Raw genomic sequence first — 20,316 nt, 5'->3', positions numbered from 1 at the left:
ACGAGTGGCCGGAAGGCCAGGGATCAAAAGGATCGGGCCAGGCCGGACAAGGCCGCTTACCCGAAGGTCAGCACCGCCCGCGCCACCCGCCCGTGATGCGCATCGTCCGCCGCCTTCGCGAAGTCCTCCACCGGATACGTCTTCGTCACCAACTCGTCCAGCAGCAGCCGCCCTTCGCGGTACAGCCGGGCGTAGAGCGCGATGTCCCGCTGCGGGCGGGCCGACCCGTAGCGGCAGCCCAGGATCGACTTGTCCAGATACATCGACGACACCCGGAACGACGCCTCCGCGGTGGCCGGCGGGACACCGAGCAGCACCGCCTGGCCGTGCCGGTCCAGCAGATCGATGGCCTGCCGGATCAGCCGGGTGCTGCCCACGCACTCGAAGGCGTGGTCGGCACCGGTCGGCAGGATCTCCTTCACCGCCTTGACGCCGTCCGTCACCACCGACGCGTCGATGAAGTGGGTCGCCCCGAACTGCCGCGCCGCCGCCTCCTTCGCGGGGTTGGCGTCCACCGCCACGATCACCGATGCCCCGGCGATCCGTGCCCCCTGGAGCACATTGAGGCCGATCCCCCCGGCCCCGATCACCACGACCGAGTCCCCGCGGTCCACCCGCGCCCGGTTGAGCACCGCCCCGACCCCGGTCAGCACCCCGCACCCGATCAGCGCGGCCGACGTCAGCGGAATGTCCTCGGCGATCTTCACCGCCTGCACCGCCTTGACGACCGTGCGCTCCGCGAACGCCGAGTTCGACGCGAAGCTGAACAGCTCGGTATCGCCCCGCCGGAACGGCTTCTGGGGCATCCCGATCGCCTTCCGGCACATCGTCGGCCGCCCCCGGTCGCACTCCGCGCACGCCCCGCAGTTGGCCAGCGTCGACAGCGCGACATGATCACCGGGCACCACATGGCCGACGCCCGCGCCCACGGCCTCGACCACCCCCGCCCCCTCGTGCCCCAGCACCACCGGCACCGGAAACGGAATGGTCCCGTCGACCACCGACAGATCGCTGTGGCACAGCCCCACCGCCCGGATGCCGACCAGCACCTCGCCCGCTCCCGGCTCCCGCACCTCCAGATCGTCCACGACCCGGGGCTGCTCGCCGTCGAAGATGACGCCCCTCATATCCGCTCCACTCTGGGCAGGCCGAGCACCCGCTCGGCGATGATGTTGCGCTGGATCTCGTCCGAGCCGCCGTAGAGGGTGTCGGCCCGGGTGAACAGGAACAGCCGCTGCAGTGGGTCCAGTTCGTACGGCGCCTGAGCGGTCCAGTCGGCGGGGCCCAGCGCCGCGGCGGCCCCGCGCACCCGCATCGCCAGCTGCCCGAGGCGCTGGTGCCAGCCGCCCCACAGCAGCTTCGCCACACTCGGTGCGCCGGCGTCCCCGGCCGCCCCCAAGGTCCGCAGCGCGTTCCACCGCATGACCTTCAACTCCGCCCACTGGCGGATGAGTTGCTCACGCAGCACCGGATCGCGCAGCGCGCCGCAGCGCACCGCCGTCCCGACGACCTCATCCAGCTCCGCCGCGAACCCGATCTGCTGGACGAGCGTGGACACCCCACGCTCCCGCGCCAGCAGCCCCATCGCCACCCGCCAGCCCGCACCCTCCCCGCCCACCACGTGCCCGGCCACCGCACCGTCGAAGAACACCTCGTTGAACTCCGCCGTCCCCGACATCTGCCGGATCGGCCGCACCTCGATGCGCCCCGGCTGATCCATCGGCACCAGCAGGAACGAGAGCCCACGGTGCCGCCGCTCGGCCGGATCCGTCCGCGCCAGCACGAAGCACCAGTCGGCCGTCATGGCCAGCGACGTCCAGATCTTCTGTCCGCTGACGCGATAGCCGGCACCGTCCCGGACCGCCACCGTCCGCAGCCCCGCCAGATCCGACCCCGCGTCCGGCTCGCTGTACCCCTGGCACCACAGCTCCTCCCCCCGCGCGATGGCCGGCAGAAACCGCCGCCGCTGCGCCTCGTCCCCGTACGCGATCAGCGTGGGCGCCAGCAGGTTCTCCCCGATGTGCCCCACCCGCCCCGGCGCCCTGGCCCGCGCATACTCCTCGGCCCACACGACCTGCTGGGTCAGGCTCGCCGCACGGTTCCCGTACGCCCCCTCCGCACAGTCCCACCCGAGCCCGATCCACCCGCCGGCCCCCAGCTCCCGCTCCCACGCCCGCCGCTCCTCGGCCCCCTCGTGCTCGCTTCCGGGGCCGCCGCGCCCCGCCAACTCGGCGAATTCGCCCACGAGATGACAGCCAAGCCAGTCACGGGCCGCCGCCCGGAACGCCCCATCCCCGCTCCCGAACTCAAAGTCCACGAAGACCTCCCACGCCTGCCCCACGAAGCCTTTCCCCACCCACTCACGGGAGGGGACGGGCCGGAGGGGACTGGTGAGTGGACGTAACCGCTCACCGGGCCCCGGAGGCCCGTCACCGCACCCACAGCCCCGCGCAGCGGGAACACCACGGCGCCGCACCCGGCAACACACGCAAAGCCACCCCGTCGGCGTTGCCGCGCCGCCGCCCCGGCAACGTACGCAAGCCTCCTACCGGTTGGGCCGCGCCTTCGCCGCCGCAGCGCTCGCCATCGCCGACAGCTGCGCCAGCATCGGCATCGGGTCGGTCCCCACGGACCCCGGCAGCACCTCCGCCACCCGCTCCGGCGTCCAGCCGGCCCCGTCGGCGTACACGGAGCGAAGCTCCCTCGGCTGAGCCCATACGGCGATCTTCGGCCCGGCAACCGTGTACACCTGCCCGGTGACCTCCCGGGCCCGGTCGCTCAGCAGATAGACGACCAGCGCCGCGACATCCTCCGGCTCACCGATCTCCGTCAGCTCCATCGGCACATTCGCCGACATCCGCGTCCGCGCCACGGGCGCCACCGCATTGGCCGTCACTCCGTACTTGTGCAGCCCCAGCGCGGCACTCCGCACCAGCGAGATGATCCCGCCCTTCGCGGACGCATAGTTGGCCTGGGACACCGACCCCTGATGGTTCCCGCTGGTGAAGCCCAGCAGGGTCCCCGACCCCTGCCGGCGCATGACGGCCGACGCCGCCCGGAAGACCGTGAACGTCCCCTTCAGATGGGTGGCGACCACCGGGTCCCACTCCGCCTCGGACATATTGAAGAGCATCCGCTCCCGCAGGATCCCGGCCACGCACACCACGCCGTCGATCCGTCCGTACTGCGCCAGCGCGGTGTCCACGATCCGCTGACCGCCGGCCATGGTGGACACATCGTCGGCGACCGCGGCCGCACGGCCTCCGGCCGCCTCGATCTCCTTCACCACGGATTCGGCGACCTCGCTGCTGGGTTCGCCGCCCTCGATGGAGACCCCGTAGTCGTTGACGATCACCTTGGCGCCCTGTTCCGCACAGGCGAGAGCCACCGCCCGCCCGATACCGCGGCCCGCCCCGGTGACGGCGATCACCTTGTCGGCCAAGAAGTTCCCCATGCCGTGACCCTTCCCACAGTTTCTGACGGACCGTTAGATTTTTGAGCAGACACGGTACGAACACAAGACCCCGGGGCGTACCGAACCCAGCCATCCCGAGGAGGGCCCATGCCCCTGCCGCAGGAGTTCCACGACATCGCCGAACGCGTGAACAACTGGGGGCGTTGGGGGGCGGACGACGAGATCGGGACCCTCAACCTGATCACCGACCAGGTCGTACGGGAGGCCGTCGGCTGCGTCCGCAGCGGCCACCGCATCCCGCTCGCACTCCCGCTCCAACAGGACGGCGTACAGACCGGCATGATCCCCGGCCGGGTCAACCCGCTGCACACCATGACCGCCATCAACCAGGAGATCTTCGGCCCCGGCACGGTCGCGACCACGGACGACGCGGTCACCATGGGCCTCCAGGCCGCCACCCACTGGGACGGCCTCGCCCATGTCTCGCACTCCGGGCGGCTCTACAACAACCGCCCCGCCGACTCGGTCACCGCACACCACGGCGCCACCGGCCTCGGCATCGAAAAGGCCACCCCGATCGTCTCCCGCGGGGTCCTCCTGGACGTGGCCCGCGTGCACCGCACCGACCGGCTGCCCGGCGGGTACGCCGTCACGCCGGAGGACCTGGACGCCGCCGAGGAACTGGCCGGGACGACGGTGCGGGCCGGCGACATCGCCCTCGTACGGACCGGGCAGCTGCGGCACTACCTCGCCGGCGACCGGCAGGCCTATGCGTTCCCGTCGTCCGGCCTGTCGCTGCGCACCCCGGAGTGGTTCCACGCCCGCGATGTCGCGGCGGTCGCCAACGACACCCTGACCTTCGAGATCTTCCCGCCGGAGATCGAGAACCTCTGGATGCCGGTGCATGCGCTCGATCTCGTCGAGATGGGCATGCTGCAGGGCCAGAACTGGAATCTGGAGGAGCTGTCGACGGCCTGCGCGGAGGCGGGGCGCTGTGCGTTCCTGCTGTCCGCGATGGCCGAGCCGTTCGTCGGGGGATCCGGGGCGCCGGTCGCGCCCGTGGCGATCCTCTGACCGGGCCGCTCCGGGCCGCCGGCCCTGACGGCCGGCGGCCCGACGGCGCCCGGCCGGCCGGGTGGCGGTGCGCTCATGCGCGCCCCGAGCACGGCACCGCGGACCGCCACCCATCCCCAGTTGCCACTGGGGAGCCCCACCGGGCCGCGATCCGCACTCGCCAAGGCCAGGACCGGAATCCCGGTCCCCCCACGACCTCGGCGTCCCCTCGCGGCGCATCGCTCCACCCAAGAGTGATCAACCGGGCACGCCACGTCAACACCTGGTCTGGACTAATTTCGTTACGCCCGTTTTGCCGCACCCGTCGGCAAAACAATGCCTCTGTGCCAATCTGAGCGGATCACGCCTGATGCGTCACGGCGCGCGACGCTGCGCGAGGGGGCTCGTAGGCCCCCAGGTCGGATCCTGCCGCCAACAGCAGGGGCCGGCCGCGGTCCACCTCGCACCAGATCCGCTTGCCGCCGCCCTCCTGCTGCCATCCCCAGCGGTCGGCCAGTCCGTCGACCAGCTCCAGGCCACGGCCGTTGGTGTCGTCACCGTCGGCGTGCCGCTGACGTGGCGGGCGGGCGCTGACGTCCACCACCTCGACCCGGACCGTCCCGACCACGGCGCCCGATCCGGAGAAGCACATCCGCAGCTCGGCCGCCGCGCCGGTGTGCACCACGGCGTTGGTGACGAGCTCGGAAATCAGGAGGATCAGTGTCTCCGCAAGTGGCTCGTCGACCCCTATACCGGAACCCACGAGCCGCGACCTGGCCCACCGCCGGGCCCTGCCCACCTCCGCGGGGTCGGGCCGTACGTCCAATTGCACCTGAAGCACCTGCACCGCTCACACCATCCGAACCGGCGGAAACATCGCCTCGCGCCTCCACGGAGTCACGGTGCGTGACCCCGGTGAAGCACAGCATGGTTGACGTTCAGTCACCCCAACAAGCGCTTCGGGCATATTCCAGCGCAAGGGAGTATGCGTCCTGCATACTGTGCGACGCACTTTGCGGGGAGTCGAACAAGGGGGGCGATCCGGCCCCGCCCAAGGGCGAGCGGCGCGCAGTCCGTACCCCGGAGCCGTCTTTCCGACGGCACCGGGTCCGTTGCGCCTCAGAACCACTCGCACCCAACGGAGCGTACCCGAGCGGAACGCCGACTCCCCCCTGTGACGAGTCACGCCTAGGACACAACCCGATATCGACCCTCCGTGACCACTTCTGCATGGCGAGTCCGACATTTCGCATACGAGGTGCCAGAGTCCGACATCGCCGGGCGCCGCACACCCCCGCAACGGCCTTCGCGCCGCCACCGTCAGGCGATCAAGCCCGCCGCCAGCAGTTCTTCCGCCTCGCGCGCCGCCTCCCAGCGCTCGGCCCGCAACCAGGCCCGTTTGAGGTGCAGATGAACATCGGCTTCCCATGTGAAGCCCATTCCGCCGTGGACCTGCAGACAATCCCGCGCGTTGCCCACCGCGGCCTCGTCGGCGAGCAACTTCGCCGCCGTGACGTCGAGAACACTGTCCGTGACCGCCGCCGCATACACCGCACTTCGGGCGATTTCCGCCCGTACGAGCATCTGCGCGCACAGATGCTTGACCGCCTGGAACGAGCCGATGGGCGCGCCGAACTGCTCGCGCTCACGGGCGTGGCGCACCGCCATCTCGACCGTGCGGGCCGCGCTGCCGAGCTGCTGGGCCGCGGTGAGCAACGCGGCCTCGCGGCGGAGCCGGGGGACGTCCAGGGCCAGGGGCTCGGTGCGCGGCAGGTCCATGACGCGGGCGAGCGGGGTGAGGGGGTCGATGGAGGCAAACGGGGCGCAGGCCACCCGGTCCGACGCGCTCCGGTATGCACCGCCCGTGCGCCCCTGTGCGCCCCCGGGTCCGTCGCAGCCATGACCCGCATCCCGCTCCACCAAGATCAACTCATCGCAGTCCGCCGGGTGTTCCCACAGCACCGGCTCCCGCTCCGCCTCGCACAGCCCGACGGTCCGCTCGCCGGCCGCGACGCCGTCCACCACGCCGGCCAGCAGCTGGCACGCCACCAGCGGCCCCGGCAGCAGCGCCCGCCCGGTCTCCTCGAAGACCAATACTGCCTCCGGCAGTCCGAGCCCCACCCCGCCACCCTCCTCCGGCAGCCGCAGCGCGAAGAACCCGGCCGCGCCCAGCTCACGCCACAGCGCACGGTCCAGCGCCGGGTCACCCACGGCGGCCCGCAGCCGGTCCCGGCCGAACCGTCCGGCCAGCAGCTCGCGGGTGCCGTCCCGCAACGCCCGCTGATCTGCGGTGAGTTGGAAGTCCATGGCCCGGTCACCGCCCCTTCGGCAGGCCGAGGATCCGCTCGGCGACGATGTTCTGCTGGATCTGCGAGGTACCGGCCGCGATGGTGTACGAGAGGGACGACAGCCGGTCGGCGACCCACTCGTGGCCCACGTCCAGCGCACCGGCGCCGAGCACCTCGGCCGCCGTGTCGTACAGCTCCTGGCGGACGTGCGAATAGCGCAGCTTGAAGACCGAGCCGCCGGTTCCCGGGACGCCGCCGCCGCGTTGCGCCTCGCTCACATTCCACTGGGTCAGCCGCCACAGCGCCGTGAACTGTGCGCTCAGCCGGCCCAGCCTGCGGCGCAGCACGGCATCGTCCCAGCGGCCGTTGGCGCGCGCCGCCCGGGCCAGCGCGCCGAGCACCCGGCGGCAGGCCACCACCTCGCCGACGAAGGCGGTGCCGCGCTCGAAGGACAGCGTCACCATCGTCACCCGCCAGCCGTCGTTCTCCGCGCCGACGCGGTTGCCGACCGGCACCCGCACCTCGTCGAGGAACATCTCGGCGAACTCCGTCGAGCCGGCCAGGGTGCGCAGCGGCCGGACCGTCACCCCCGGTGCGTCCATGGGCATCGCCAGCCAGCTGATGCCCCGGTGCCTGGGCGCGGCCGGGTCGGTGCGGACGAGCAGTTCGCACCAGTCGGCGACCTCGGCGTGCGAGGTCCAGATCTTGGCGCCGCTGACGACGTAACTGTCCCCGTCGCGCACGGCCCTGGTGCGCAGTGCGGCGAGGTCGGAGCCGGCGTCCGGTTCGCTGAAGCCCTGGCACCAGATCTCGTCGCCGCGCAGGATCGGCGGCAGCCAGCGGGCGCGCTGTTCGGCGCTGCCCTCGGCGGCGAGGGTCGGCCCCGCGTGCAGCAGCCCGACGAAGTTCGCGCCGACGTAGGGCGCCCCGGCACGCTCGGTCTCCTCCAGGAAGATCAGGTGCTGGGTGGGGGTGGCGCCCTGCCCGCCGGCGTCCCGCGGCCAGTGCAGGCCCGCATATCCGGCGTCGTGGAGCATCCGCTGCCAGGCCGTGTCGTACGCCCGGCGGCCGGGCCAGTCGGCCGCGGCGGGCTTCGCGGGGAGCCCCGGCAGCACCTCACCGAGCCAGGTGCGCAGCCGGGCCCGGAAGTCTTCCTCTTCCGGTGAGTACGTGAGGTCCATCGCAGCCCCCTCGCCATTTTCTGATGGCCCGTCAGAAAGAGGCTAGCCCCGGCCCCTCTGGACCGACAAGGCGCCGGCCTCTACTCTCGGCATCAAATCTGACACATCGTCAGCTATCTGTGGAGGGGCGGATGACCGGCACTCTCTGGGACCTGGTCGCCCAACGCGCCCGCCGCACCCCCGGCGCCACCGCCCTCATCCAGGGCGCCGGGTCCGCCCGGCAGGAGCGGCGGATCACCTTCGGCGCCCTGCACCGGCGCGCGGAACGGGTCGCGGCCGGCCTGTACGAGCTGGGCGTACGGCCCGGCAGCCGGGTCGTCTGGCAGCTGCCGACCCGTATCGAGACCGTGCTGCTCAGCCTCGCCCTGGCCCGTATCGGCGCAGTCCAGAGCCCGGTCGTCCCGCTCTACCGCGACCACGAGGTGGGCCAGGTGCTGGTCCGCACCCGTGCCGCGTTCTTCGCCGTCCCCGGCACCTGGCGCGGCTTCGACCACCGCGCGATGGCTCACCGGCTGGCCGCCGGCCTGCCCGGCCCGCTCACCGTCATCGAGTCGTACGACACCCTCCCCGACGCCGACCCGGCCGTACTGCCCCCGCCGCCCGCCGATGCCGGCGAGGTCCGGTGGATCCACTGGACCTCCGGCACCACCGCGGGCCCCAAGGGCGTCCTGCACACCGATCACAGCCTGTGCACGGCCGGCCGCCACCTGGCCGACGCACTGCGGCTCGGCCCCACCGACATCGGCTCGATGGCCTTTCCGTACGCCCACGTCGCGGGCATCGAATACACCGTCCTGCTCCTGCTGCACGGCATCCCGGCCGTCCTGCTGGAACACTTCGCGCTGCCCGGCTCCCTCTCCGCCTACCGCCGCCACCGCGTCACCGTCGCCGGCGGCTCCACCGCCTTCTACTCCCTCTTCCTCGCCGAACAGCGCAAGCTGCCACCGGGGCGCCGGCTGCTGCCGTCGCTGCGGCTGCTGGCCGGCGGCGGCGCGCCCAAACCCCCCGGGCTGTACCACGAGGTCGTCGCCGAGCTGGGCTGCCAACTCACCCATGGCTACGCCATGACCGAGGCCCCGATGGTCACCATGGGCGATCCGCACGACAGCCCCGAACACCTCGCCACCACCGACGGCCGGCCCCCCGTCGGCATGGAGATCCGTATCGCCCCCGGCACCGGCGAGATATCCCTGCGCGGCCCGGCCGTCTGCCGTGGCTACCTCGACGAGCCCGACCACTGCGACGCCGACGGCTTTCTGCCCACCGGCGACCTCGGTCGCCTCACCCCCACCGGCCACCTCGTCATCACCGGCCGCCTCAAAGACATCATCATCCGCAAGGGCGAGAACATCTCCGCCCAGGAGATCGAGGAACTCCTCCACCGGCATCCGGACGTGGCCGACGCCGCGGTCATCGGACTGCCGGATGCACAGCGCGGGGAACGGGTCTGCGCGGTCGTCGAACAGCCGCCGGGAGCGGCACGGTTGACGCTCGACGCGGTCTCGGCCCACCTCGTCTCCCAGGGTCTCGCCCGGAACAAAGTCCCGGAACAGCTGGAGGTGCTGGCCGCCCTGCCGCGCGGGGCGACCCTGCGCAAGGTACTCAAGCAGGAGCTGCGGGAGCGGTTCGGGGCGGACGGGGCACCTGACGAAGCCCCGGGCGGGTAGGACACCCGCTGTCCTACCCACCCCCTACGGTCTCCCCATGAGTCACTCCCGACCCCTGATCGACACCGCCGGGCGCCGTGCCCGCCTCGGGCGGCGGCAGCTGCTCGCGCCCGCGTACCGGGCGGCCCGTACGGAGGAGGTTGCCGAGGCGGTCGTGGGGCTGCATGCCAGCGATCCGGCGACCGTCCATCTGGCGGCCTGCGCCCGGCTGGCCGACCCGGACCCGGCCGATGTGGAGCGCGCGCTGTACGACGAGGGGTCGCTGGTGCGGCTGCTGTGCATGCGCCGCACGCTCTTCGCGGTCGGTGCCGCGCTCGCACCGGTCGTCGCCTCCTCCACCGCGCAGGCGATCGCCGCCAAGGAGCGGGCGGGGTTGGTCAAGTGGCTCATCGAGGGCGCCCCGGGGTGGGACGAGCGGCGGCTGGCCGAGGTCGAGACGAGGACGCTGGCCGCGCTGAGCGCACACGGTGAGGCGACCGCGGCCGAACTCGCCGCCGAGGTGCCCGACCTGCGCGACACCATCGTGGTCTCCCCCGGCAAGCCGTACCAGGCCACCGTCGCCGTCTCCAGCCGGATCCTGCGCACCCTGGCCGCCGAGGGCCGTATCCGGCGCGGGCGGCCGCGCGGCGGCTGGACCAGCAGCTCCTTCCGCTGGACGCCGGGCACCGCGTTCGCCGAGCTGCCCGCGCCACCGGCCCCCGAGGCGCGCGCCGCACTCGCCCGCCGCTGGCTCGCCTCGTACGGCCCGGCGACCGTCGAGGACCTCAAGTGGTGGACGGGCTGGACGCTCACCGCCACCCGGCAGGCGCTGGCCGCCACCGGCGCCGTAGAGGTGGACCTGGATGGCGGCACCCCCGGCGTGGCGCTGCCCGGCGACCTCGAACCGGTCGCCGCACCCGGCCCCTGGGCCGCCCTGCTGCCCGGCCTCGACCCCACCGCGATGGGCTGGAAGGCCCGCGACTGGTTCCTCGACCCGGACCACGTACCGCAGCTCTTCGACCGCACCGGCAACATCGGGCCGACGGTGTGGTGGCACGGCCGGATCATCGGCGGCTGGGCCCAGCGCGCGAACGGCGAGATCGTCTGGCGGCTGCTGACGGACGACGGCGGCAGCGAGGCCGCCGCGGCGGTGACGGACGAGGCGGCCCGGCTGGCGGCCTGGGTCGGGGACGTCCGCGTCACCCCGCGCTTCCGGACCCCGCTGGAACGGGAGTTGAGCGCGTGACGACCGGCGGACGCACCCGCTTCCGGGCCCCCGCCGGGAGCGGGAGTTGATCAGGTGACGACCGGCGGCCCCACCCGCTTCCGAACCCCGCTGGAACAGGAGTTGAGCGCCTGACGACCGCCGGCTCCACCGCCGCCCGGCCGCCTCAGCTCGGGCGGTAGGCGCTCGTCGCCTGCTCGTACAGCTGGTCCGCCTCGTGCCGGCCGCTGTCCGGGCCGATGACGAGGACGAGGTGGTAGCGGCCCTTGTGGATCATCGCGAGGTTCCGCACATATACCTCGCGGCCGCTGCCGTCGCGCCAGGAGAAGGTGCCCTCGGCCATCGCCGTCTTCCCGACGTCGATCCGCTGCAGACCGGAGGCCGAGGCCCAGCCGGAGGAGCGGTACGGCGCCAGCTCGGCTTCCTTGTCCTGCATGTACGCCATCGGGTCGGTGCCGGAGTGCGCCGTCGTGTCGCGGCCGGGCACGATCACCAGCTCGAAGTCCCCGCCGACGTACCGCACCTGGCCCCGGTCGTTCGCCCCGCGCCGCTGCCAGCCCTTGCGGACCGCGACCTGGAAACCCTCGGGGTCGGTGCGGACCTCGAAGCCCTTGGCGACCCCCGTCGGCCTGGTGGTCTGCGGCGCGCCGGAGCCGGGGGAGCCGCCGTCCCCCTTGGTCCCCCGGTCGCCGGACGGCGTGGGGCTGGCGCCGGGCGCCGCGCCCGAGGTGCCCGCACGGTCCGCGCCACGCCCGCCGTCCTTGGCGTCCTGGCCGGACTTGGGCAGGAACGCCATCGCATAGATGACCGCGCCGACGAGGAGGAGCAGGATCGCGGTGAGCAGCAGCCGGCCGAGGTGGCGCGGTGCACGCGCCGGGCGTGGTGCGGCTTCCAGGCCGACCTGGCCCGGCAACTCCTGATCGTACGGATCCGGGTCCGCGCTCGCGCTCCGCCCGTGCGGCGTGGACGGCTCGGCGGGCCGCTCCGACCGGGCCGGCCTGGGCTGCCGGAGCGGCTTGGGCTGCTTCGGGGGGCGGGGCGGACGGGGCGCGGGAGCGAACGGGGCGGAGTGCTCCGGGCCCGGTGCCTGCGGGACGGGCGGTGCGGTCGCGGCGGCGGACGCCCCGACGGCGGCCGGGGCCGGCTGCGGCCGGGCGCGCCGGGGCGTCCGGGGCTTCTTGTGGCGCCCCTTCCGCACGAGCTCCCCGCGGCGCCGTACGATCGGCAGCCGCCGCGGATCGGCGCTCTGCGACGCCGGCACCGTCACCAGCCCGCTGCCGGCCTCCGGCTCCGGTGCCGTACGGATCAACGAGCGCAGCCAGCCGTTCAGCTCCTCGGAATCCGGCCGGTCGGCGGGGTCCTGGCGCAGCAGGGACTCGACGACGGGACGCAGCGCCCCGCACTCCTCGGCGACCGCGGGCGGCTGTGAACAGACCAGCTGCGCCAGTTCGACGGCGCTGTCCTCCGGGAACGGCGGCTGCCCCTGCACGCTCCGGTAGAGCAGCGCACCGACCGCCCACAGGTCGGTGGCCGGGCCGACCGGCGGCGCCAACTGCCAGTTCTCGTGCACCGGCCCGGCCTGCTCCGGCGCCCAGCGCTCGGTGACCGGGCCGATGGCGGTCAGCCGCGCCTGCCGCGCCCGCTCGGCGGCGAGCCCGGCGGTGGGCCGCCCGTATGCAGTGGTGGTGGTGTCGCCGTCGGATGCGGGCTTGGTCAGCGAGGTCTTGGCGGCGGGCCCGTCCGCCGCGGGCTCACCGGCGGCGGGGCCGTCCGCCGCGGGCCGTGGCTGCGGGGCCCCGGCCGCGGCGGGCGAATCGTATCCGCACAGCGCCTCCTGGGCCGCGCCCGCCGCCAGGCCGGTCAGGATGGCCCGGCCGTCGTCACAGACCAGGACCGTACGGGCGGTGATGTTGCGGTGCAGCCAGCCGTTCGCATGCAGCACCCGCAGCGCGGTGAGCAGATCCGCGGCGATCTCGGCGGCGCGGTGCGGGGACAGCGGCCGCTCGGCGAGCAGCGCGGACAGCGGGCGGGCGGTGAGGAGTTCGGCGACGACCCACAGGCTGCCGTCCTGGGCAAAGGCATCGAAGACCTGCTCCAGCCGGGGGTGGTCGGCCAGCTGGGCCGCGGTGGTCGCGGCCTCCAGCGCGCGTCGTACGGCGGGATCCCGAGGACTGCGGTCGGCCGCCCCCGCCGTCACACCCGCCGTCACCCGCGCGGCACCGAAGCGGCCGCCACCGGAGCCGCGCGCGACCGGCCCGGCCGGCTCCGCCCCCACGACCTCCGCCTCGACGACCTCGGGCAGCGGCACCTGACGGACCAGCACCTCCTGGCCGCTGAAGGTGTCGAACGCCCGGGTCTCGGTGAAATCGTCGTCGCCGAGGGGCCGCAACGGCAGGCGGTAACGCTCGGCGAGCACCCTTCCCGCGTACTCGTCCACGACGCCTCCCCGCAGCGCGCGCTGTGTCTACCGTCGCGCCGGAGCCGCCGTCGGCGCTGGCGCCTCCGGTCACTTCCGGTCGTCTTCCCGCCGATTGCGGATGCGTACGGTCTTCGTTGTCTCACGATACGTGCCCGCATCGGAGGTTGCGGCCCGGTCGGCGCAACGACGCGCGACCTCTCCGTTCCGCGTCCGTCCCGTGCCCGGGGCCCGTCGCCCGGTCCCCCTCAGTCCTTCAGCGTGAAGGTCTTGAACGCGGTCGTGATCATCTGCTGGCAGGCCTTGTCCGACCAGGCATCCGCCTTGCAGGTGATCATGATGGCGTAGCCGTGGTGGTCATCGGCCCTGAAGCCACGGTCGAGGATCCGTACCTTCTGGCCGCTCTGCCGACGGGTGAACGACCAGTCGGCGACGGTCGGATAGCCCCGCCACTTCACCGACTTGATGCCGATGAGGTGGTAGTCCTCGCTGGAGGAGCGCACGGCCGGCTCCAGGCTGCGCCAGGAGGCCGCCGCATCGGCGCCGGGCTTGGCGTTGTAGTCGATCTGGATGCGCGGGAAGCCGCCCGAGGCGCTGTATATGGCGCCGGACCCCTGCCCCGCCGTCGCGGTCTGCTTGAAGCCCTTGGGCATCGCCATACGGAAATGGAACTTCCCGTTGGACAGCTCGGCGAAGCCGCCCGGCACGGCCTTGCCGCCCTTGTCACCCTTGGCGTCCTTGCCGCCGTTGTCCTCGGCCGGGGTGAGGTTCGGCGGCTGCGGGCTCGGCGCGGCCTTGTCCTTTGCCGCGTCCCCGCTCGCATCGGCCGCGTCCGTCGAGGGCTTCGCCCGGCTCGCGGACGACGCCTTGTCCTGCTTGCCGGACGACTTGCCGCCCTTCCGCGCCGAGTCGTCACCGCTCAGTGCGAGGGCCAGGACCGTGCCCAGCACCGCCAGGACGACGACCACGGCCACGATGATCAGTGTCCGGCGCGGGACGACATCGGTCACCGACGCGCGCGCCGGCGAACGGCTGCCGTCGCCCGATCCGGCGTCCGTACGGGCCGTCACCGCGGCGGCGGCGCTGCGCACGGACCGCAGGGCGCCGCGCACCCGCTCCTTGGCGGCCTCGGCGTCGAACCCGGGCCGGGCGCCCGCCGGACGGTCCACGCCCGAGCCGGCCGAGCCCGCACGGCCCGCGTCCGTACGGTCCGGACCACTCGCCTCGTCGGCCGTCGGGGCGGCCGCCTTCTTCCGCGGGCGCTCGGTCCGCACCGGCGCGCTCGCCGCGGCGGCCTTGGCGGCACCCGCCTTGCTTCCGCCCGCCTTGGCTCCCGCGGACGTGTCTGCGCCCGCCTTGCCACCGCCGGACGTGCTCGCGTTCCCGGCCGCCGGCGCGGCAGCGGGCTTCGGCTTGCGCGGCGCCCGCGACTTCGGGGCGGGCTTCGGCTTCGGCTCCGCCCGCTCCCGGGGCACCGTCGGCAGCGCCATCGCCCGGGTCGCGTCCATCGGGGGCTCCGGCGCCTGCGCCTCGGGGGCGTGGATCACGTCCTCCAGCAGCACCCGCGCACCGGCGTCGTCCAGCCGGCCCGCCGGGTCCTTCACCAACAGGCCGTAGATGACCTCTTCCAGCGCACCGGCGCTCTTCGGCGGCTCGACCGGCTCGGTCATCACCGCGGTGAGCGTGGCGATCGCGGAGCCCTTGTCGTACGGCGGAACGCCCTCGACACAGGCGTACAGCAGACCGCCCAGCGACCACATGTCGGCCGGCGGGCCCGGCTTGTGTCCGCGGGCGCGCTCCGGGGAGATGTAGGAGGGGGCACCGACGAGCATGCCGGTCGAGGTCACGGAGGGGTCGCCCTCGACCTGGGCGATACCGAAGTCGGTCAGCACGACCCGGCCGTCGTCGGACATCAGGACATTGGACGGCTTCACATCGCGATGCAGGATGCCCTCGGCGTGCGCGGCGCGCAGCACATCGAGCACGACCAGACCGACCTCGGCGGCGCGGCGCGGGGTGAGCGGGCCGTCATCGCGGACGACCTCGGCCAGCGAGCGGCCCTCGACCAGCTCCATCACGATCCACGGGCGGTCGTCCTCGTCGACCACGTCGTAGACCGTCACCGCGCCGTTGTTCCGGATCCGGGCGATCGCCTTGGCCTCGCGCAGCGTGCGGGTGATCAGACGACGCTTCTCGTCCTCCTCGACCCCGCCCGGAAAGCGCAGTTCCTTGACTGCGACCGTACGGCCCAGGACCTCGTCGCGTGCCCGCCAAACGGTGCCCATGCCGCCCCGGCCGAGAACATCGGCGAGCCGGTACCGCCCGGCGAGCAGCCTGCCCCCTTTGCCGTCCATCTCGACCTCGTCGCCCACTGAATCCCCTCTGCAATCCAGCCGAGTTGGCAGCTTCGACGTCCCATCGATCACCAAACTGGCCCAACTCGGACAACCCACCCTGGCAGAGCCTTCATTCTCCCTCATCCGCAGCCATGCGGAAGGCCCGGGTCGGTGCCGGACGACACCGCGTACCCGTCATGATGGCCCCGACGAACGGGAGTCCCGATGCCGAAGCGCTCGCCTCGCCCGGCCGCGAACGCCGCGCTCACCCCTGTGCCACCGGTCGCCGGCCGCCGCCGCGCCCTGGTCCGTTCGGGTGCCCTGGCCGGGCTGGCCGTACTCGCCCTGGCCGCCTGCACCGGCCGGCCCCGCCTGGTTCCCCTCGGGAGCGGAACGCACGAACGGCCGCCCGCGACCACGACGCATGCACTGCACCGTCTGGTCGACGACGGGGCCCCGGGCGCGGCCTCCCTCACCACCCGCGTCGGGTACCCCGCCGCGCGCTACTCCACGGCCGGCGTGGCCGATCTGCGCAGCGGCCGCACGATGGGCCCGCAGGACCACTTCCGGGCCGGCAGCCTCACCAAGACCCTGGTGGCGACGGTCGTCCTGCAGCTCGTCGCCGAGGGCAGGCTGTCCTTGCACGACAGCGCCGCCGCCCACCTCCCGCCCGGCGTACCGGCCGCGGGGGACGGCGACCGCAGCGAGCTACGCAGGGTGACGATCCGCCAGCTGCTGGACCATACGAGTGGCCTGTTCAACTACACCCAGGACCCGCGGCTCTCGAAGCAGCTCTTCGGCAAGGGGTTCGGCGCCCACCGCTACGACAGCCACACCCCGGCCGAGCTGCTGCGGATCGCCCTCAGCCACCCGCCGGTGGCCGCACCGGGCACCCGGTACGCCTACTCCAACACCAATTACCTCGTGCTCGGCCTGGTCATCCAGGCGGTCACCGGAAACCCGTACGCCACGGAGATCCGCCGCCGCATCCTCGTCCCCGCCCGGCTCGACCACACCTCCTTTCCCGGCACCGACCCGGTGCTGCCCAGGCCGCACGGCCGCGCGTACTCCCGGGCCGGTGACCGGCGGGTGGACGCCACCTCCCTGGACCCCAGCCGGGCGGGCGCGGCCGGCGAGATGGTCACCACCCTGGGCGATCTCAACCGCTTCTTCTCCGCGCTGCTCGACGGCGCGTTCCTGGCGCCGCGCCAGATGGCCCAGATACGCAACGAGAAGGGCACCGGCGGCGCGTACGGCCTCGGCCTGTACGCGACCAGGCTGCCCTGTGGCGTCACGGTCTGGGGCCACAACGGCGACATCAACGGCTCCTACGCCCGGACCGCAGGCACCGCCGACGGCCGCCGGATCATCAGCTACCGCGTCAACACCGACACCCTGCCCGACCCGGCGCACGGCACGGCGGTGCTGACCGCGGAGTTCTGCGCGGCACGGCGTCCCTAGCGCCCGCGGTCCACCGGCCTACAGCGGCACGATGTCCGGAGCCCCCAGCCGCGCCGCATCCGCCGTCAGATCGTCCGGCTGCCGCTGGGATTCGCGCTCCGCCTCGACCCGCTTCTGGTAGTGCGTGACCTCCTTCTCGATCTGGTCGTGGTCCCAGCCCAGCGCGGGCGCGATCAGCTCGGCCACCTCGCGGGCGCTCCGGGTGCCCCGGTCGAAGGTCTCGATGGAGATGCGGGTGCGCCGGGTCAGTACGTCGTCGAGATGGCGGGCGCCCTCGTGCGTACAGGCGTAGACCGCCTCGGCCCGCAGATAGTCGTCCGCGGCCGCCAGCGGTTCGCCCAGTGAAGGATCGGCCACCACCAGCTCCAGCAGCTCCTCGGCCAGCGAGCCGTACCGGTTCAACAGATGCTCGATGCGCGCCACATGGAGTCCGGTGCGCGCCGCGATCCGGGCCCGCGCGTTCCACAACGCCTTGTAGCCCTCGGCCCCGACCAGCGGAATGTCCTCGGTGACACTCTCCGCGACCCGCTGGTCGAGCCCGTGCACCGCCTCGTCCACCGCGTCCTTCGCCATCACCCGGTACGTCGTGTACTTGCCGCCCGCGACCACGACCAGCCCCGGCACCGGATGCGCGACGGTGTGCTCCCGCGACAGCTTGCTGGTGGCATCCGACTCCCCGGCCAGCAGCGGACGCAGCCCCGCGTACACACCCTCCACATCGTCCCTGGTCAGGGGAGTCGCCAGCACCTCATTCACATGCTCCAGCAGATAGTCGATATCCGCGCTGGAGGCCGCCGGATGCGCCTTGTCCAGATTCCATTCGGTGTCCGTCGTCCCCACGATCCAGTGCCGCCCCCACGGGATGACGAACAGCACGCTCTTCTCCGTCCGCAGGATCAGCCCGGTCGTCGAATGGATCCGGTCCTTGGGGACGACCAGGTGAATTCCCTTCGACGCACGGACATGGAACTGCCCGCGCTCACCGATCAGCGCCTGGGTGTCATCCGTCCACACCCCGGTGGCATTGACGATCTGCTGCGCCCGGATCTCGTACTCGCCGCCGCCTTCGACGTCCTTCACCCGCGCGCCGACCACCCGCTCGCCCTCGCGCAGAAAACCCACCACCCGCGCGCCGTTGGCGACATGCGCGTCATAGGCGGCCGCGGTCCGCACCATCGTCGCCACATAGCGCGCATCGTCCATCTGCGCGTCGTAGTACTGCAGCGCGCCGACCAGCGCGTCCTTCTTCAGACAGGGCGCCACCCGCAGGGCCCCTTGGTGCGACAGATGCCGGTGGTGGGGCAGCCCGCGGCCGTGCCCCGACGAGATGGACATCGCGTCGTACAGCGCCACACCGGAACCCGCGTACCAGCGCTCCCAGCCCTTGTGCTGCAGCGGATACAGAAACGGCACCGGCTTGACCAGATGCGGCGCCAGCCGCTCCAGCAGCAGCCCCCGCTCCTTCAGCGCCTCTCTCACCAGCGAGAAGTCCAGCATTTCCAGATACCGCAGACCGCCGTGGATGAGCTTGCTCGACCGGCTGGACGTGCCCGAGGCCCAGTCGCGCGCCTCGACGAGTCCGGTGGACAGGCCGCGGGTCGCCGCGTCCAGAGCCGTCCCCGCGCCGACGACTCCGCCGCCGACCACGAGAATGTCCAGCTCCCGCTCCGCCATTCGGGCGAGCGCCTCGGCCCGCTGCGCCGGTCCCAGTATCGCTGTCTTCACCGCTGCCTCCCGCTGTGATCGGGGCCACACCCCCCGTCCGTCGATTCTGTCCGCGCTGCTTTCCGCTATCCACCCTCCGCTCCCGGCGACAACACCCCGCCGCCTTGATCCATCAATCCCTATTCTGGGTCAAATATCCGCTTAGTCTATTTATGCGCCATCGCCATCCACTGACGCACGCGCACACGTCATTCGCAGTCGCTCGGGAAGGACGGCCGCAGCATGCCCGCAGACCTCGCCGTCATCGGACTCGGTCACCTCGGCCTCCCCCTCGCCCAGGCCGCCACCACCGCCGGCATCGGCACCATCGGCTACGACCCCGACCCGCACACCGCCGCCCTCTCCGGCGCCGACGGGCCGCTGTCGGCCACCGAAGTACGCCGCCTGCTCTCCGCCGGCTTCCGCACCACCACCGACCCCACCACCCTCGGCCGGGTCCGTACCGCCGTCCTCTGCGCGCCCACGCCGCTCGGCGAGGACCGCGCGCTGGACCTCACCGCCCTCGCCGACGCCGCCCGCACACTGGCCGCACAACTGCGCCCGCACACCACGGTGATCCTCGAATCCACCGCCTACCCGGGCACCACCGAGGAATTCCTGCGCCCCCTCCTGGAAGAGGGCTCGGGCCTCACCGCCGGCCGCGACTTCCACCTCGCCTGCTCGCCCGGCCGCCACGACCCCGGCAACCGCACCCACCGCTACGCCAACACCCCCAAGGTCATCGGCGGCCTCACCCCCGCCTGCACCGAGGCCGCCGCCGCCTTCTACAGCCGCCTCACCGACAAGGTCGTACGCGCCCGCGGCCCCCGCGAGGCCGAGACCGCCAAGCTCCTGGAAACCAACTACCGCCACATCAACATCGCCCTGATGAACGAGATGGCGGTCTTCTGCCATGACATCGGCGTCGACCTGTGGGACGTCATCCGCTGCGCGGAAACCAAGCCGTTCGGTTTCCAGTCCTTCCGCCCCGGCCCCGGAGTGGGCGGCCACGCCGCCCCCATCGACCCCAACTACCTCTCCTACAAGGGACGTTCCCTGGGCCACCCGCTGCGCATGGTCGAGCTTGCCCAGGAGGTGAACGGCCGGATGCCGCGCTACGTCATCCAGCGCTGCGCCACCCTCCTCAACGAACACGGCAAGTCCGCCCGCGGCGCCCGGGTACTGCTGCTCGGCGTCACCTACAAGCCGGACATCACCGACCAGGCAGGCTCACCGGCCCGCGAGATCGCCTCCCGCCTGATGGAACTGGGAGCGCACCTGACCTACCACGACCCGTACGTCCCCCAGTGGAACGTCCTCGACCGCCCGGTCCCACGGGCCGACTCCCTCTACGAGGCCGCTGCCGCCGCGGACCTGACGGTGCTGTTGCAGGCGCATCGCACGTATGACCTCCAGGGGCTGGCCGTGAAGGCGCAGTTGCTCCTGGACACCAGGGGCGCGACTCCTACCGGTGCCGCGCATCGTTTGTAGCCGCACGTTGTCGCCTCCGGCGTGTCGCCTCCGGCGGGGGTGGTGGTTGGGCGGGGGCCGCGTGTCGCCTCCGGCGGGGGGTGGTTGGGCGGGGGCCGGG

General features: G+C 72.8%; 14 protein-coding genes. 5 read left to right on the top strand and 9 right to left on the bottom strand.

The window, feature by feature from the left end:
• Positions 1-56 precede the first annotated feature (56 nt).
• From ACWGI6_RS29650 to ACWGI6_RS29640, 3 genes are all read right to left on the bottom strand, one after another.
• Positions 57-1,127: a Zn-dependent alcohol dehydrogenase gene (locus tag ACWGI6_RS29650; RefSeq protein WP_453270356.1), complete on the bottom strand. Its 1,071-nt coding sequence runs from the start codon at positions 1,125-1,127 to the stop codon at positions 57-59.
• Positions 1,124-2,317: an acyl-CoA dehydrogenase family protein gene (locus tag ACWGI6_RS29645; RefSeq protein WP_453270355.1), complete on the bottom strand. Its 1,194-nt coding sequence runs from the start codon at positions 2,315-2,317 to the stop codon at positions 1,124-1,126. Before ACWGI6_RS29645 ends, ACWGI6_RS29650 begins: the two co-directional genes overlap by 4 nt.
• Before the next feature lie 228 nt (positions 2,318-2,545).
• Positions 2,546-3,454 (bottom strand): SDR family oxidoreductase, encoded by a 909-nt coding sequence (locus tag ACWGI6_RS29640; protein WP_453270354.1) that lies wholly within the window; start codon positions 3,452-3,454, stop codon positions 2,546-2,548.
• Between the two features lie 108 nt (positions 3,455-3,562).
• Here ACWGI6_RS29640 and ACWGI6_RS29635 point away from each other — a divergent pair, with 108 nt between their 5' ends.
• The gene (locus ACWGI6_RS29635) at positions 3,563-4,489 is read left to right on the top strand and encodes a cyclase family protein (RefSeq protein WP_453270353.1); all 927 of its coding nucleotides are present in this window, start codon (positions 3,563-3,565) and stop codon (positions 4,487-4,489) included.
• A 340-nt stretch (positions 4,490-4,829) separates the two neighbouring features.
• Here ACWGI6_RS29635 and ACWGI6_RS29630 read toward each other — a convergent pair whose 3' ends face one another.
• From ACWGI6_RS29630 to ACWGI6_RS29620, 3 genes are all read right to left on the bottom strand, one after another.
• Entirely contained in the window at positions 4,830-5,315 is a 486-nt protein-coding gene (locus ACWGI6_RS29630; protein ID WP_453270352.1) for an ATP-binding protein, read from the bottom strand.
• Positions 5,316-5,788: 473 nt separating this feature from the next.
• A complete protein-coding gene (locus ACWGI6_RS29625) occupies positions 5,789-6,775 on the bottom strand; it encodes an acyl-CoA dehydrogenase family protein (RefSeq protein ID WP_453270351.1) in 987 nt (328 codons plus the stop codon).
• A 7-nt stretch (positions 6,776-6,782) separates the two neighbouring features.
• Positions 6,783-7,937 carry an acyl-CoA dehydrogenase family protein gene (locus tag ACWGI6_RS29620; RefSeq protein WP_453270350.1) on the bottom strand — a complete coding sequence of 385 codons (1,155 nt, stop codon included), beginning with the start codon at positions 7,935-7,937 and terminating at the stop codon, positions 6,783-6,785.
• Between the two features lie 131 nt (positions 7,938-8,068).
• Here ACWGI6_RS29620 and ACWGI6_RS29615 point away from each other — a divergent pair, with 131 nt between their 5' ends.
• Both ACWGI6_RS29615 and ACWGI6_RS29610 read left to right on the top strand, forming a co-directional pair.
• The gene (locus tag ACWGI6_RS29615; protein WP_453270349.1) at positions 8,069-9,604 is read left to right on the top strand and encodes an AMP-binding protein; all 1,536 of its coding nucleotides are present in this window, start codon (positions 8,069-8,071) and stop codon (positions 9,602-9,604) included.
• Between the two features lie 37 nt (positions 9,605-9,641).
• On the top strand, positions 9,642-10,829 hold the full coding sequence (locus ACWGI6_RS29610) for a winged helix DNA-binding domain-containing protein (RefSeq protein WP_453270348.1): 1,188 nt from the start codon (positions 9,642-9,644) through the stop codon (positions 10,827-10,829).
• Positions 10,830-10,974: 145 nt separating this feature from the next.
• Here the strand turns inward: ACWGI6_RS29610 and ACWGI6_RS29605 are convergent, their stop codons facing one another.
• Positions 10,975-13,245, bottom strand: a complete 2,271-nt coding sequence (locus tag ACWGI6_RS29605; RefSeq protein ID WP_453270347.1) for a protein kinase — start codon at positions 13,243-13,245, stop codon at positions 10,975-10,977.
• A gap of 227 nt (positions 13,246-13,472) precedes the next feature.
• Positions 13,473-15,596, bottom strand: a complete 2,124-nt coding sequence (locus tag ACWGI6_RS29600; protein WP_453270346.1) for a protein kinase domain-containing protein — start codon at positions 15,594-15,596, stop codon at positions 13,473-13,475.
• 189 nt (positions 15,597-15,785) lie between these two features.
• Between ACWGI6_RS29600 and ACWGI6_RS29595 the strand changes: the two genes are divergently transcribed.
• Positions 15,786-17,021, top strand: a complete 1,236-nt coding sequence (locus tag ACWGI6_RS29595; protein ID WP_453270345.1) for a serine hydrolase domain-containing protein — start codon at positions 15,786-15,788, stop codon at positions 17,019-17,021.
• 18 nt (positions 17,022-17,039) lie between these two features.
• On the opposite strand, the gene ACWGI6_RS29590 is transcribed toward ACWGI6_RS29595, so the two are convergent.
• The gene (locus tag ACWGI6_RS29590) at positions 17,040-18,746 is read right to left on the bottom strand and encodes a glycerol-3-phosphate dehydrogenase/oxidase (protein WP_453270344.1); all 1,707 of its coding nucleotides are present in this window, start codon (positions 18,744-18,746) and stop codon (positions 17,040-17,042) included.
• 222 nt (positions 18,747-18,968) lie between these two features.
• On the opposite strand from ACWGI6_RS29590, the gene ACWGI6_RS29585 reads away from it, so the two are divergent.
• Positions 18,969-20,216: a nucleotide sugar dehydrogenase gene (locus ACWGI6_RS29585; protein WP_453270343.1), complete on the top strand. Its 1,248-nt coding sequence runs from the start codon at positions 18,969-18,971 to the stop codon at positions 20,214-20,216.
• The last annotated feature ends 100 nt before the right edge of the window (positions 20,217-20,316 follow it).

The sequence above is a fragment of the Streptomyces sp. NPDC054786 genome (assembly GCF_053611685.1).
The sequence above is the reverse complement of the archived record's forward strand: the minus strand, read 5'-3'. Positions and strand labels throughout refer to the sequence as shown.